Origin of the sequence: Streptococcus salivarius (assembly GCF_002094975.1) — a bacterium.
In the GTDB taxonomy this organism is placed as follows: Bacteria; Bacillota; Bacilli; order Lactobacillales; family Streptococcaceae; genus Streptococcus; species Streptococcus salivarius_D.
Map to the genome: position 1 here is coordinate 462774 of NZ_CP015283.1, position 13665 is coordinate 476438.

At 38.6% G+C, this 13665-nt stretch carries 15 protein-coding genes, 1 tRNA gene and 1 other RNA gene; 11 read left to right on the forward strand and 6 right to left on the reverse strand.

Going from position 1 to position 13665, the window contains the following annotated elements; all coding sequences use genetic code 11:
- The first annotated feature begins 5 nt into the window (after positions 1-5).
- Positions 6-194, forward strand: coding sequence for a DUF3173 domain-containing protein (locus tag V471_RS02345; protein WP_000369785.1), 189 nt, complete (start codon positions 6-8; stop codon positions 192-194).
- A gap of 1 nt (position 195) precedes the next feature.
- The gene (locus V471_RS02350; protein ID WP_084871069.1) at positions 196-1335 is read left to right on the forward strand and encodes a site-specific integrase; all 1140 of its coding nucleotides are present in this window, start codon (positions 196-198) and stop codon (positions 1333-1335) included.
- Positions 1336-1420: 85 nt separating this feature from the next.
- Here V471_RS02350 and V471_RS02355 read toward each other — a convergent pair.
- From V471_RS02355 to V471_RS02365, 3 genes are all read right to left on the reverse strand, one after another.
- Positions 1421-1493, reverse strand: a tRNA-Lys gene (locus V471_RS02355).
- Positions 1494-1689, reverse strand: a non-coding RNA gene (ssrS, locus tag V471_RS02360) — 6S RNA.
- 85 nt (positions 1690-1774) lie between these two features.
- Complete coding sequence (locus tag V471_RS02365) at positions 1775-3043, reverse strand: replication-associated recombination protein A (protein WP_002885641.1); 1269 nt, start codon at positions 3041-3043, stop codon at positions 1775-1777.
- A 169-nt stretch (positions 3044-3212) separates the two neighbouring features.
- Here V471_RS02365 and rpmB point away from each other — a divergent pair, with 169 nt between their 5' ends.
- From rpmB to nrdG, 9 genes are all read left to right on the forward strand, one after another.
- Positions 3213-3401 carry a 50S ribosomal protein L28 gene (gene rpmB / locus V471_RS02370; RefSeq protein WP_002885786.1) on the forward strand — a complete coding sequence of 63 codons (189 nt, stop codon included), beginning with the start codon at positions 3213-3215 and terminating at the stop codon, positions 3399-3401.
- A 126-nt stretch (positions 3402-3527) separates the two neighbouring features.
- Entirely contained in the window at positions 3528-3794 is a 267-nt protein-coding gene (locus V471_RS02375; RefSeq protein WP_002885737.1) for an IreB family regulatory phosphoprotein, read from the forward strand.
- Entirely contained in the window at positions 3794-4213 is a 420-nt protein-coding gene (gene ruvX, locus V471_RS02380) for a Holliday junction resolvase RuvX (RefSeq protein WP_002887078.1), read from the forward strand. Before V471_RS02375 ends, ruvX begins: the two co-directional genes overlap by 1 nt.
- A gap of 106 nt (positions 4214-4319) precedes the next feature.
- Complete coding sequence (locus V471_RS02385; RefSeq protein ID WP_002887079.1) at positions 4320-4625, forward strand: DUF1292 domain-containing protein; 306 nt, start codon at positions 4320-4322, stop codon at positions 4623-4625.
- A gap of 211 nt (positions 4626-4836) precedes the next feature.
- Positions 4837-6483: a membrane protein gene (locus tag V471_RS02390; RefSeq protein ID WP_013991296.1), complete on the forward strand. Its 1647-nt coding sequence runs from the start codon at positions 4837-4839 to the stop codon at positions 6481-6483.
- 98 nt (positions 6484-6581) lie between these two features.
- Positions 6582-8786: an anaerobic ribonucleoside-triphosphate reductase gene (gene nrdD / locus V471_RS02395; protein ID WP_013991297.1), complete on the forward strand. Its 2205-nt coding sequence runs from the start codon at positions 6582-6584 to the stop codon at positions 8784-8786.
- A gap of 89 nt (positions 8787-8875) precedes the next feature.
- Entirely contained in the window at positions 8876-9007 is a 132-nt protein-coding gene (locus V471_RS11290) for a hypothetical protein (protein WP_002885877.1), read from the forward strand.
- Position 9008: 1 nt separating this feature from the next.
- Positions 9009-9509 (forward strand): GNAT family N-acetyltransferase, encoded by a 501-nt coding sequence (locus V471_RS02400; RefSeq protein ID WP_045769359.1) that lies wholly within the window; start codon positions 9009-9011, stop codon positions 9507-9509.
- 4 nt (positions 9510-9513) lie between these two features.
- Positions 9514-10119 carry an anaerobic ribonucleoside-triphosphate reductase activating protein gene (gene nrdG, locus V471_RS02405; RefSeq protein ID WP_013991299.1) on the forward strand — a complete coding sequence of 202 codons (606 nt, stop codon included), beginning with the start codon at positions 9514-9516 and terminating at the stop codon, positions 10117-10119.
- Positions 10120-10148: 29 nt separating this feature from the next.
- Here nrdG and yaaA read toward each other — a convergent pair whose 3' ends face one another.
- From yaaA to aspS, 3 genes are all read right to left on the reverse strand, one after another.
- A complete protein-coding gene (gene yaaA, locus V471_RS02410; RefSeq protein ID WP_045769358.1) occupies positions 10149-10880 on the reverse strand; it encodes a peroxide stress protein YaaA in 732 nt (243 codons plus the stop codon).
- Positions 10881-10965: 85 nt separating this feature from the next.
- A complete protein-coding gene (locus tag V471_RS02415) occupies positions 10966-11907 on the reverse strand; it encodes a YitT family protein (RefSeq protein WP_045769357.1) in 942 nt (313 codons plus the stop codon).
- Positions 11900-13651: an aspartate--tRNA ligase gene (aspS, locus tag V471_RS02420; RefSeq protein ID WP_045769356.1), complete on the reverse strand. Its 1752-nt coding sequence runs from the start codon at positions 13649-13651 to the stop codon at positions 11900-11902. The genes V471_RS02415 and aspS overlap by 8 nt, the downstream gene beginning before the upstream one ends.
- Positions 13652-13665: the final 14 nt, after the last annotated feature.

Sequence of the window (13665 nt, forward strand, 5' to 3'; positions counted from 1 at the left end):
TAACTATGGATAATAATTTAATTAGCAACAAAGAATTAATTGAAATGGGCTATCGCCCTCATACAGCGAATGATATCATTCATCAGGCAAGAGAATTACTTGTCTCACGAGGCTATACATTTTATAATCGCAAACGTTTGATGGTTGTTCCAAAAAGTGTTGTAAATGAGATTCTAGGAACAGAGGTGGCGTAATATGGCAAGTGTTCGTTACCGAAAGCGAGGAGATAGTAATTTATGGACCTATGAAATTCGTAGCGAAGGAAAAACTATTGCTCATAATAGCGGTTTTAAAACAAAAAAACTTGCAGAATCAGAAGCTGAACCGATTCTGCAAGAACTTCGTTTAGGGAAAAGAATTTCTAGAGATATTTCTCTTGTAGATCTGTATCAAGAATGGCTTGAACTAAAAATTCTACCGAGTAGTAGGTCGGAAGAGACAAAGAAAAAATATCTTCTCCGTAAAAACACAATTGAAAGATTATTTGGAAATAAAAAAGTCACTCAAATTCGTGCGAGTGAATACCAAAGAATTATGAATAAGTATGGGCAGACAGTTGGTAGAAATTTTCTTGGTAGATTGAATACTGGGATTCATCAGAGCATCCAAATGGCAATTGCAGACAAAGTTTTAATAGATGATTTTACACAACATGTCGAGTTATTTTCATCCAAAGAACAACAGATGACAGAAGAGAAATATTTACATACAGAAAAGGACTATCTGGATTTACTTTTAGCAGTAAAGAGAAAATTTGATTACCAACGTTCAATTGTTCCTTATATCGTCTATTTTCTACTAAAAACAGGCATGAGGTTTGGAGAGTTAATAGCGTTAACTTGGAATGAAGTTGACTTTGACAGAGGACTGCTAAAAACATATAGGAGGTTTAATACCCTTTCTCATAAATTTGTCCCTCCAAAAAATAAAACGTCTATTCGGATGGTACCGATAGACGAAGAATGTATTAAGATATTACAAGTCCTAAAAATTGAACAGGAGAAGGCTAATAAAGAGCTAGGAATCAAGAATAGGTATAAAATGATTTTTCAGCATTATGGATATATTCACTTGGTACCAGACATTGCAAGTGTCAATAAAGCTTTGAGTGTTCTTTTAAATGAATTAGATATTTATCCAATTATCACGACAAAAGGAGCACGTCATACCTATGGAAGCTACCTCTGGCACAAAGGATTTGACCTTGGAGTTATTGCAAAAATTCTAGGGCATAAAGATATTTCAATGTTAGTAGAAGTGTATGGACACACTTTAGAAGAGAAAATTTTTGAAGAATTTAATCAAATTAGAGATGTCTGGAAAGATTGCTCATAAAAAATGTGGGGCAAATGATGGGGCAAATCAATTATAGACAAGCAAAAAAGCCTTATAAATCAAGGCTTTTTCCTATTGATTTAGATGCCCCCTACAGGGCTCGAACCTGTGACCCATGGATTAAGAGTCCACTGCTCTACCAACTGAGCTAAGGAGGCTGGATGCTGTATTGGTACCGATGATCCACGGTTTGTATTGAACCCGCGACGTAAAAAAGCAGGTGGGCGACTCGCTACTAACTTCAGTTGCTTCTGGGTGAGCCAGCCTGCACACTGTTAATAGACCTCTGTCTCCCGATAATACAAAAATTAGTCGGTCAACACTTATATGTGGATTCGTATACCACAGCAATTTCTATGTTTTTATAATACCACTTTTGAAAATTATTGCAAGAGGAAAAATCAATTTTTTGCAATCGTTTTCGTTGATTCCTCTCGTATTACCTAGATAACTTATCGATCCGTTCTTTATTAGCTCCAAGAGCTCTTTCATATTTCCCGGTTTCATTGGGTTGGAAATAATTCACACCTCTTAATTTATCAGGAAGATATTGTTGTTTGACCCACTTTTCAGGATAAGCATGGGGATACTTGTAATCTTGTGCATTGCCCAGTTCCTTGCTTCCAGCATAGTGTCCATCTCTCAAATGACGAGGAATAGGTAAATTCCCTGATTTTCTAAGGTCTGCCAAGGCAGCATCCATAGCCATATAAGCCGAATTCGACTTAGGAGATAAAGCTAAGTCAACAACTACATTAGCAATCAAAATACGCGCCTCTGGGAAACCTACTTTCTGTGCAGCTTCCAAAGCTGTAACCGTGTGAACTTGCGCATCAGGATTAGCTAAACCAATATCCTCGTACGCAATCACAGTCAAGCGCCGTGCTAGACTAGGGAGATCTCCTGCTTCAACCAAACGTGCTGCATAGTGAAGACTGGCATTAACATCAGAGCCTCGAATAGATTTTTGCAAAGCAGAAAGCACATCATAGTGTCCATCACCGTCTTTATCCATGGTGATATAGCTACGTTGTAAACTATTTTCCACTGTATCTAAAGTAATATGGCGAAGCCCATCTTCTGAAGCTGGCGTCGACATGACAGCTAAATCTAAGGAATTATAAGCCGAACGTAAATCACCATTAGTAGCCGTAGCAATAAAATCTAGAGCATCCTCATCTAACTGGACATCAAAGTCAAAGCCACGCTCCTTGTCCTCTAGAACACCTAGGATAGCTTCCTTAATATCCTCGTTAGAGAGTGGTTCCAACTCAAATATTTGTACACGACTACGGATGGCTGGTGTGACAGAAAAAAACGGATTCTCCGTTGTAGCCCCAATCATGATAATATTGCCATTCTCTAAGAGTGGCAATAAAAAGTCTTGTTTAGCTTTATCCAAACGATGAATCTCATCTAGAAGCAGAACTAAGCCACCTGAAAATTTAGCCTCTTCCGCAATTTCCTGCAGGCGTTTCTTGCTATCAACAGTAGCATTAAAGGTTCTAAAAGCAAATTTTGTTGTTCCTGCAATAGCACTAGCTATTGAGGTCTTCCCGATTCCTGGTGGCCCGTAGAGAATCATTGACGACAGCATATTCGCTTCTACCATACGGCGAATAATTTTACCTTCACCAACCAAATGCTTCTGACCAATCACCTCTGAAATTGTACGTGGACGCATGCGTAGAGCAAGATTATCTGGCATCTTCTCTCCTTTTTTAACTGATTTTTTCTTATTATAATAAGCATATACTATTTTGTTATAAAAAGAAATTATAAATAGTTCTTGTCAAACCTAAATTCTTATGATAGAATGTTTTGGTATGTGGTGCTAGCACATCCGTAATAAATTCTACCTAGGAGGAAAACACGAAATGGCTAAAGTATGTTACTTTACAGGACGTAAAACTGTTTCTGGAAACAACCGTTCACACGCTATGAACAAAACTAAACGTGCCGTTAAACCTAACCTTCAAAAAGTTACTATCCTTGTTGATGGTAAACCTAAAAAAGTTTGGGCTTCAGCTCGTGCGCTTAAATCTGGTAAAGTTGAACGCGTTTAATCTTATTGGATATTAAGAGAGATGACTTCAGTCGTCTCTTTTTTTGTTCATCGACTTTCCCTTTTGGCTATACTTATGTTATAATAAAGAACTAACAGATAATTCTTATAGAAAGAAGGTGTCAGTATGGGATTTACAGATGAAACTGTTCGTTTCAACCTAGACGACGGTAGCAAAGATGAAATCAGTAATACTTTGACAAATGTTTACCGTTCGTTGGCTGAGAAAGGTTACAATCCTATCAACCAAATCGTCGGTTATGTTCTGAGCGGTGACCCTGCTTATGTTCCGCGTTATAATGACGCCCGTAACCAGATTCGTAAATACGAACGTGATGAAATCGTTGAAGAACTCGTTCGCTATTATCTTAAAGGAAATGGAATTGACCTCTAATGCGAGTAATGGGACTTGATGTTGGCTCAAAAACAGTAGGAGTTGCGATTAGTGATCCCCTCGGTTTTACAGCCCAAGGCGTTGAAATTATCAAAATTGACGAGGAGGCTGAAGAGTTTGGTTTCGACCGACTAGGCGAGCTCGTTAAAGAATATAAGGTAGAAAAATTTGTTGTTGGTCTTCCTAAAAATATGAATAACACTGAAGGACCACGTGTTGAGGCAAGCAAAGCCTATGGTGACAAAATCAAGGAAATCTTTGGAATTCCTGTAGATTACCAAGACGAACGCTTGACAACTGTTCAAGCCGAGCGTATGTTGGTTGAACAAGCAGATGTCAGCCGTGGTAAACGTAAAAAAGTTATTGATAAATTAGCTGCCCAACTTATTCTACAAAACTACCTCGATCGAATGTTTTAAGAAAGTGTAATAGAGACCTAATAGTCAAATGACAATCTAGTAAACTGCCAAGCAAATATACTAGATTTCCTCACTATTCAGTGCTCTCTACAAAAAGGAGAACAATATGTCACACAATCACGACCACAACCATGATCATGAAGTCATCACTTTAGTAGACGAACAAGGAAATGAAACACTTTTTGAAATCTTGTTGACTATTGATGGACGCGAAGAATTTGGTAAAAACTATGTTCTTTTGGTACCAGCTGGTGCTGAAGAAGATGCTAACGGGGAAATTGAAATCCAAGCATACTCATTCACTGAAAATGAAGACGGTACTGAAGGCGACCTTCAACCAATTCCTGAAGATTCAGATGCTGAATGGGATATGATTGAAGAAGTTTTCAATAGCTTCATCGACGAAAACTAAAAATATTCAATGCCATAGGCAAAGAAATGACTTGTTAAAAAGAGATTGGGATATTGTATCTCAGTCTCTTTTTTAGATATTTTTTTCTTAAATGTAAGAAATTAGAGGAAAATTGACTAAATGGTATTATCTGATATACTTTAAATAAGACAATTAGGGGATAAGACCCTTTTATTTATAACTTTCCAAATGTCAACAAAGGAGTTTAATTGTGAGTCCATACAACGAAGACAATACTTTAGATTCAAGTGGCTACCAAGGTTATCATCGAAGCCACCATCGCTCTCATACACAAGAGAATCAATCCGAAAAGATTGAAGTGACAATTCAGGGACATACAGAAGAATCAAATTCGTCTCAAATAGAGAAAAAAACTAAGATTTCACTTCCATGGAAGCATAAAGGCCATATCCTGATTCTCAGTTTGATTTTGAGTATTTTTAGTATATCAGTTCCCTGCTTTACAGACTTTGCCAATAATATACAGTCTCAAAACCTTTACATTGCAAAAATGTTTGCCAATGGTAGCTTACCCTACTCTGACTTTTTTGCGACAGGCGGCTTCTTTTATTACTTACTAGTTTCTCTGGCTTTCCGTTTAGGATCAACTCTTTGGCTGATTCCTATTCAATTCCTTACCTACTATCTTTCTGGAAGTTACCTCTACAAGACTGTCATGCACATGACAAACAAGAAGGAAATTGCCACTCTAATTAGTATTATTTTCTATGTCACTAATGGAACACTTGGTTTTGGTGGGCTCTACCCTATCCAATTTGCTATGCCTTTTGTCCTAGGTGCCATCTTCTTCTTAACTCGTTACTTTGCGGGTCACAGTCGTGATGAAGCCTTTATTCTTTACGGCTTCGCTGGCACTGCGGGAGCTCTTTTTGAAGCTCGAACTCTTATTTTCTGGATATTGTCACTTGTGACAATCTTCGTTTACAACCTTGTCAACAAGCACTTTGCTCGTGGTTTTTATCAAGTTCTTTGTATTATTTTTGGTAACATTCTAGTATTGTATCTATGTCTTTACTTTATCCTAAATTTACAAATTACATCGGACTATATTAACCAAGTTTTGGTTTACAACTTTACACAACTTGCTGTAGAAAAAAATGACTTTCTACTTACGTTAGCTTACCAAAGTTTTGCTGTCATCGGCTCTGGATTACTTATTGGTGCACTGACTACAAGCAACCACCTTCTTGGCGATGCTAAAGATAAGAGTATCAAGTGGGTACTACTCCTTAGTTTTATCTTTACAGTAGTTTACAGCTTGTTCTCTCAAAGTTTTGGACTTTACAGTATTCTCAACATCGTACCTTATGGTCTAGTCTTGACAGCGCTTTCTTTAGATGATGCTATTAAAAAGAGAGCAGAGCGAACTTCTCACCGACGTCGTAATGGTAACCAGATTCACACACTTAAAGTTTTTGGTATCTTCCTTAGTCGTAATTACTTCTTACCTATTGCAGTCTTTGCATTTGCTTTCGCAATGCCAATCATTATGTTCCTATTTAATTTAGGAAATAATACTGAACGTAGTACTGTTGCAAATTACCTCGCTAAAAATACCAAAAAAGATGAAACTATCTACGTTTACGATTCATCAGCAAAAATTTATTTGGAAAGCGGTCGTAAAGCAGCCTCACAATTTGTTCTTCCAGAACTTAACACAGCTAAATCTAGTCATCAGAAAGCTCTCTCAGATACTATTATCCAAGATTCAGCACAATATATAGTTGTTCAACAAGATACACAACTACCTTCTGATGTTAAATCTACACTTTCAAAAAACTATAAAAAAGCCCCTGTAAAAGGCGTTGAACGATACACTGTTTACGTCTTAAAATAGGTCGAAAAATCAATATATAGTGGTTGAGATAAAAATATACCACAATATATTGATTTTTTTTTGCCTAGTGCTATAATTAGTAACGAGGTGATTTTTAGATGATTACATTAGAAAAAGAAAAGGTTACAATCAACCCTGATATCAAAGTCATCAAACGTGATGGTCGTATGGTTGTCTTTGATTCAAGTAAAATATATGAGGCTATCCTCAAAGCAAGTGAGGCTATTACACCTATCACACCATTAATTGAAGCAAAGTTGGAGGGAATTGCCAACCGTATTGTTGCTGAAATTAATGACCGCTTCACTCAAAATATCAAAATATATGAAATCCAAAGCATAGTAGAGCACGAGTTGCTAGAAGCAAACGAGTATGCTATCGCTCAAGAATATATTAACTATCGTACCAAGCGTGATTTTGAGCGCTCTCAAGCCACTGACATTAATTTCACCATTAATAAACTTGTCAATAAAGACCAGGCTGTTGTTCACGAAAATGCTAATAAGGACAGTGACCTTTACAATACACAACGTGATTTAACCGCAGGAATTGTCGGAAAATCTATTGGACTTAAAATGCTTCCTTCACATGTGGCGAATGCTCATCAAAAGGGGGATATCCACTTCCACGATTTAGACTACAGTCCTTACACACCTATGACTAACTGTTGCTTGATTGACTTCAAAGGCATGTTGGCAAATGGTTTTAAGATTGGTAATGCTGAAGTTGAAAGTCCTAAATCCATTCAAACTGCAACAGCACAAATTTCACAAATCATCGCAAATGTTGCCTCTAGTCAATACGGTGGCTGTACTGCAGACCGTATCGATGAGTTTTTAGCTCCTTACGCAGAACTTAACTACAAAAAACACTTAGCTGATGCTAAAGAGTGGGTAGCTGAAGAAAAACGTGAAGACTATGCACGCGCCAAAACGCGTAAAGATATCTACGATGCTATGCAATCTCTTGAATACGAGATTAATACGCTTTTCACTTCGAATGGACAAACTCCCTTTACCTCTCTCGGTTTCGGTTTAGGGACAAACTGGTTTGAGCGTGAAATCCAAAAGGCTATCCTACAAGTTCGTATTTTAGGACTTGGCTCCGAACACCGTACTGCCATTTTCCCTAAACTCATTTTTACCTTAAAACGTGGACTTAACTTAGAGCCTAGCTCACCTAACTACGATATTAAGCAACTAGCTCTTGAATGTGCAACAAAGCGTATGTATCCAGATGTCCTATCATATGACAAAATCGTTGAATTGACGGGTTCCTTTAAAGCTCCTATGGGATGCCGTTCCTTCCTACAAGGGTGGAAGGATGAAAATGGTGTCGAAGTTAATTCTGGACGAATGAATCTGGGTGTTGTAACCCTTAATCTTCCTCGAATTGCCCTAGAATCTAAGGGAGACCAAGATAAATTTTGGGAAATTTTTGAAGAAAGAATGGGAATTGCCAAAGATGCACTCGTCTACCGAGTTGAACGTGTCAAAGAAGCGACACCTGCTAATGCCCCCATCCTTTATCAGTATGGTGCCTTTGGTCAACGTCTAGGTAAATTCGACAATGTAGATCAACTATTCAAACATCGTCGTGCAACTGTATCACTTGGTTATATTGGGCTTTATGAAGTAGCATCCGTTTTTTATGGTAGTGACTGGGAGACTAATCCAGAAGCCAAAGCGTTCACGTTAGATATCGTTAAAGCTATGAAAAATGCTTGTGAAAGTTGGTCTGACGAATATGATTATCATTTCTCTGTTTATTCAACACCATCAGAGAGTTTGACGGATCGTTTCTGTCGTTTGGATACTGAAAAGTTCGGTGTCGTGACTGATATCACAGATAAAGAGTATTACACCAACTCTTTCCACTACGATGTTCGTAAAAATCCAACACCATTTGAAAAATTAGAATTCGAAAAAGCTTACCCAGAAGCTGGTGCAACTGGTGGATTCATCCATTACTGCGAATATCCAGTCCTCCAGCAAAATCCAAAGGCACTCGAAGCTGTCTGGGACTTTGCTTATGACCGTGTCGGTTACCTCGGAACGAATACTCCAATCGATAAATGCTACAAGTGTGACTTTGAAGGGGACTTCACCCCAACAGAACGTGGATTCATGTGCCCTAACTGTGGCAACACAGATCCTAAAACAGTTGATGTTGTTAAACGTACTTGCGGCTATCTAGGAAATCCACAGGCACGCCCAATGGTTAAAGGACGCCACAAAGAAATCTCTGCTCGAGTCAAACACATGAACGGTTCAACCATAAAATATGAAGGTAAACACCTTTAATAAGACCTAGAATACATTATAATAAACTAGAAGCAGCTGGATGATATCTTCCAACTGCTTTGCTTATTTCATTTTTAGAAAGGAATATAATGGGAAAATATCAATTAGATTATAAAGGTATGCAACAAGTGGAACGTTACCACGAAAAAAATGCAACCGTCAAAAACGATAAAAAAGCACGTGTCCAAGCCCTTTTGAAAAAAGCTGGAAAGAAGAAATAATATGATCTTACGCCGACCGAGCCAAACAGATAAAGAAGCTATCTTAGAGATGATGGCTGAATTTGAAAGGGAGCAATCTGCTCATGATGGTGGATTTTGGAATCCCGACAATTTTGTTTATGAAGAGTGGCTAGAAGAAAATCTTCAAGCGGAAGCGGGACTCAATATTCCTGAAAATTGGGTTCCTGCTATCCAGCTAGTTAGTTTTGACGAAGCAGGTTATGCTCTTGGCTTTCTCAACCTTCGTCTCCGATTAAATGACTACTTACTAGAAAAAGGGGGCCATATTGGCTACTCAATCCGTCCCTCTGAAAGGGGCAAAGGCTATGCAAAAGAAGCTCTTCATCAAGGTCTGCAAGTGGCTAAAGAAAAGAATATTCATCGTGCTCTGGTCACTTGTAGTATCAAGAATCCTGCTAGTCGAGCTGTTATATTAGCCAACGGTGGCCAGTTGGAGGACATTCGCCATGAAACTGAGCGCTATTGGATAGATTTGGAGTAGAATCATGACATGGAATACACCAAAACCACAGGAATGGAAGTCTGAAGAACTTAGCCAAGGACGTATTATTGACTACAAAGCTTTTAATTTCGTTGATGGTGAAGGCGTGCGTAACTCCCTTTACGTCTCTGGTTGCATGTTTCATTGCGAGGGATGCTATAACGCTGCCACCTGGTCCTTTAAGGCAGGAATTCCCTATACTAAAGAACTTGAAGAACAAATCATGAGGGATCTAGCTCAACCTTACGTACAAGGTCTCACGCTACTTGGTGGTGAACCCTTCCTAAACACAGGAATTCTCATTCCCCTAGTCAAACGCATTCGTAAGGAACTCCCGGAAAAAGATATCTGGTCTTGGACTGGTTATACTTGGGAGGAGTTGATGCTTGAAACTCCTGATAAACTAGAACTTCTTCAACTCGTTGACATTCTCGTTGACGGCCGCTTTGACATCACTAAAAAGAACCTTATGCTCCAGTTTCGAGGATCATCTAATCAACGTATTATTGATGTCAAAAAATCTCTTAATCAAGGAGAAGTCGTTATTTGGGACAAGCTAAATGACGGTCAAACTAACTATGAACAAGTCGATCGTAAAGATATGCTATAAAAAAGTCTGAGCTTATAACTCAGACTTTTTTATGCAATTTTAACAAAAACTAGCTCATTATTAGAGGATAAATCCTCACGATAGTTAAACTCATCAAAAGACAATTTTCGTAAATTATTAATCGTTTGACAATTCTCCTCCATAACAGCTGTCAAAAAAGCCCCTCTTGCCTTTTTGGAAATCGTAGAGTGAGTCTTAAGAACCCCATTGCGGTCTTCCATAAAACTAACCGTGAATAACTGCTTACGAAGAGTTGGACTAAAAACATCCTCGAATTCACTCGAAAGCAAAGAAATAACCGGAACTTGATTCTCCTCCAGAAATTGATCATATTCGGCACGCCAATAGTTTTTTAAGGACTGACCATCAACCTTAATCTTCGTATGAAAGTCATGACGATGTTCCTGAATCGGGTAAAAAGCAGGAATGATTCCATAAAAAGAAGATGTGATAAATACTCGTTGGCCTAAGAAATCTTTTTCACATGTGGATAAGTCACTACGTTTGATGTGACGATACATCAGACCATTAAAAAGCTCGACGGCCGGATAGTTCTTCGCTTCTCCCGACAAAATCGCACCCCAGCGCTGCTTTTCTTTCTCAGCCTGTTCAGGCTTTATTTTATAAGCTATGGATAATTCATCTGTGGACAATTTTGCCATTTCAGTTAGGATAGCTGCACTCTTTTCGGATAGTTTTTGAGACGGAACTTCCTTACTGGCCTTCATTTCTTTTGCGGTTGGAATTAAAAATCTAATCATACTGATATTGTAAAGTCAAGCAAGCATTTCGTCAAGAATTCTCTCCAACAAAAAAGAAGCTAACGTTCGTCAACTTCCTTTTTTGTTAGTCATCTAAATCAACAAAACGACCTAGAATATGTACATTTTCTGCGATAGAGACAAAAGCTTTAGGATCTGCTTTTCTCATATAATGCTTGAAGTCAGCATACTCTTCACGCGTAATAATCGCCAGTAATACTGCTTTCTTTTCGTGATTATAAGTCCCTTCCGCATCATTAATCATCGTTACTCCACGATGGAGTTTCTTCTGAATCATCCTTACAACTGGGTCGGGATTACTTGTGACAATCATAGCCTGCATTTTCTTTTGTTTTGTGAAAATCGCATCTGTTACTCGACTAGAAACAAAAATAGTCACCATTGAATAAAGAGCATATTTCCAACCAAAAAGAATGCCCGCAAAAACCATGATAATCCCATTGACAATCAAGGAGATATTACCAACATCACGGCCTGTTTTCTTACGAATAGTGAGGCTAACGATATCCGTCCCTCCACTAGAGATACGTGATTTTAAACCAAAACCAATCCCCGTTCCCATGACCAAACCACCAAAGATAGCATTGATCAAAGGATCCTCTGTCAAGATTACATGTGGCATCACCTGAATAAAAAGGGAGCTCATCGTTACTGTAATGAAGGTAAAGATAGTGAATTTATGGCCAATCTTATACCAAGCCATAATCAAGAGAGGTATATTAATCGCATAGAAAGTCAATGATACTGGTATCTCAAAGCCCAAAGTTCTAACACTCAATGCCGATAAAACCTGTGCCAAACCTGTTGCTCCACTGGAGTAAACATGTCCAGGTTGAAAAAAGAAATTAACGGCGATTGACGATAAGAGCCCGTAAAGTAAAGAGGCTGAAACTTTTTCAGTATATTTTTCACGGGAAATACTACGTACAGCCTGCAAAACGCCCATTTTCTTCGCAGACTTTTTCGCTACAAATTTAACATGTTTATGAAGAGGTGCTTTATTCATTTTCTAAATCTACATGAAGGGCAAGTTCTTCCAACTGTTTATCAGCCACAAGACTTGGAGCCTGAGTCATAGGATCTGATGCCTTATTATTTTTAGGGAAGGCAATCACTTCACGGATATTATCTTTACCTGCAAGAAGCATAACAAAACGGTCAAGACCGATAGCCAAACCACCATGTGGTGGGAAACCATAGTCCATAGCTTCAAGAAGGAATCCAAATTGCTCATAGGCTGATTCTTCAGAGAAACCAAGGGCTTTCAACATACGTTCCTGTAGGTCTTTATGATTGATACGTAGACTACCTCCACCAAGCTCATAACCATTCAAGACAATATCATAAGCTACAGCACGTACCTTGGAAAGATCTCCTTCAAGCTCTGCTGCAGAATCTTCTGTTGGCAAAGTAAATGGGTGGTGAGCAGACATATAGCGTCCTTCCTCTTCAGACCACTCAAACATTGGCCAATCAACAACCCAAAGGAAGTTGAACTTAGTGTTGTCAATCATGTCAAGTTCTTTAGCAATTTGATTACGCAAAGCACCAAGTGTGTTATTAACAATTTCAAGTGTATCTGCTACAAAAAGAACTAGATCATTCTCTTCAAGGTGTAAAGCATCTGTCAACTTATCTTCAATACTTGTCAAGAATTTAGCAACTGGACCTGCTAGAGCTCCGTCAGTCATCTTAACCCAAGCAAGACCTTTAGCGCCAAATTGTTTGGCAAACTCTGTCAACTTGTCAATACTTTTACGTGAGTATTTGTCTGCATTTCCTTTGACAACAATTGCCTTAACAGCTGGTGCCTCAGCAAACACTTTGAAGTCTACACCCTTGACAACCTCTGTCAAGTCTTGTAAAAGCATGTCAAAGCGTGTATCTGGCTTGTCAGAACCATAGTTATTCATGGCATCATCATAAGACATGCGTGGGAATGGTAGTGTAACGTCAATCCCTTTAGTTTCTTTCATAACCTTAGCAATCAATCCCTCTGTAATATCTTGGATTTCTTGCTCATTAAGGAAAGAGGTTTCCAAGTCAACTTGTGTAAACTCAGGTTGACGGTCTCCACGCAAATCTTCATCACGGAAACACTTAACAATTTGATAATAACGGTCAAAACCAGCATTCATCAATAATTGTTTAGTGATTTGAGGACTTTGCGGAAGAGCATAAAAGTGACCTTGGCTAACACGGCTTGGAACCAAGTAATCACGAGCACCTTCTGGTGTAGATTTTGTCAACATTGGTGTTTCAACATCGATAAATTCCAAGTCATCAAGATAATTACGGATGGCATGAGTTACCTTTGCACGGAGCTTAAAGTTTTCCAACATCTCTGGACGACGAAGATCCAAGTAGCGGTAACGCATACGTGTATCATCACTAGCCTCAACACCATCTTTAATTTCAAATGGTGTTGTTTTGGCAGTATTAAGGACTTTAAGGTCTTCAACTTTAAGCTCGACAGCACCTGTAGGCAAGTTATCATTAGCTTGTTCACGCGCTTCAACAGTTCCTGTTACTTCAATAACAAATTCGCTACGCAAACTTTCAGCTGTTTCAACAACATTAGCGTCCGCATTTTCAGGGTTAACAACCAACTGCATCAAACCTTCACGGTCACGAAGATCGATGAAAATCAAACCTCCGAGGTTACGACGGCGAGATACCCAACCTTTCAAAGTAATAGTAGTTCCGATGTGTTCACTACGAACACGTCCGGCATACATAGAACGTTCCATAAATACACTTCTTT

Bases quoted from the DNA above. Each gene is read 5' to 3' on its own strand.
- V471_RS02345 (WP_000369785.1), top strand. From the start codon at position 6: ATGGATAATAATTTAATTAGCAACAAAGAATTAATTGAAATGGGCTAT.
- V471_RS02350 (WP_084871069.1), top strand. From the start codon at position 196: ATGGCAAGTGTTCGTTACCGAAAGCGAGGAGATAGTAATTTATGGACC.
- V471_RS02365 (WP_002885641.1), bottom strand. From the start codon at position 3,043: ATGCCAGATAATCTTGCTCTACGCATGCGTCCACGTACAATTTCAGAG.
- rpmB (WP_002885786.1), top strand. From the start codon at position 3,213: ATGGCTAAAGTATGTTACTTTACAGGACGTAAAACTGTTTCTGGAAAC.
- V471_RS02375 (WP_002885737.1), top strand. From the start codon at position 3,528: ATGGGATTTACAGATGAAACTGTTCGTTTCAACCTAGACGACGGTAGC.
- ruvX (WP_002887078.1), top strand. From the start codon at position 3,794: ATGCGAGTAATGGGACTTGATGTTGGCTCAAAAACAGTAGGAGTTGCG.
- V471_RS02385 (WP_002887079.1), top strand. From the start codon at position 4,320: ATGTCACACAATCACGACCACAACCATGATCATGAAGTCATCACTTTA.
- nrdD (WP_013991297.1), top strand. From the start codon at position 6,582: ATGATTACATTAGAAAAAGAAAAGGTTACAATCAACCCTGATATCAAA.
- V471_RS11290 (WP_002885877.1), top strand. From the start codon at position 8,876: ATGGGAAAATATCAATTAGATTATAAAGGTATGCAACAAGTGGAACGT.
- V471_RS02400 (WP_045769359.1), top strand. From the start codon at position 9,009: ATGATCTTACGCCGACCGAGCCAAACAGATAAAGAAGCTATCTTAGAG.
- nrdG (WP_013991299.1), top strand. From the start codon at position 9,514: ATGACATGGAATACACCAAAACCACAGGAATGGAAGTCTGAAGAACTT.
- yaaA (WP_045769358.1), bottom strand. From the start codon at position 10,880: ATGATTAGATTTTTAATTCCAACCGCAAAAGAAATGAAGGCCAGTAAG.
- V471_RS02415 (WP_045769357.1), bottom strand. From the start codon at position 11,907: ATGAATAAAGCACCTCTTCATAAACATGTTAAATTTGTAGCGAAAAAG.
- aspS (WP_045769356.1), bottom strand. From the start codon at position 13,651: ATGGAACGTTCTATGTATGCCGGACGTGTTCGTAGTGAACACATCGGA.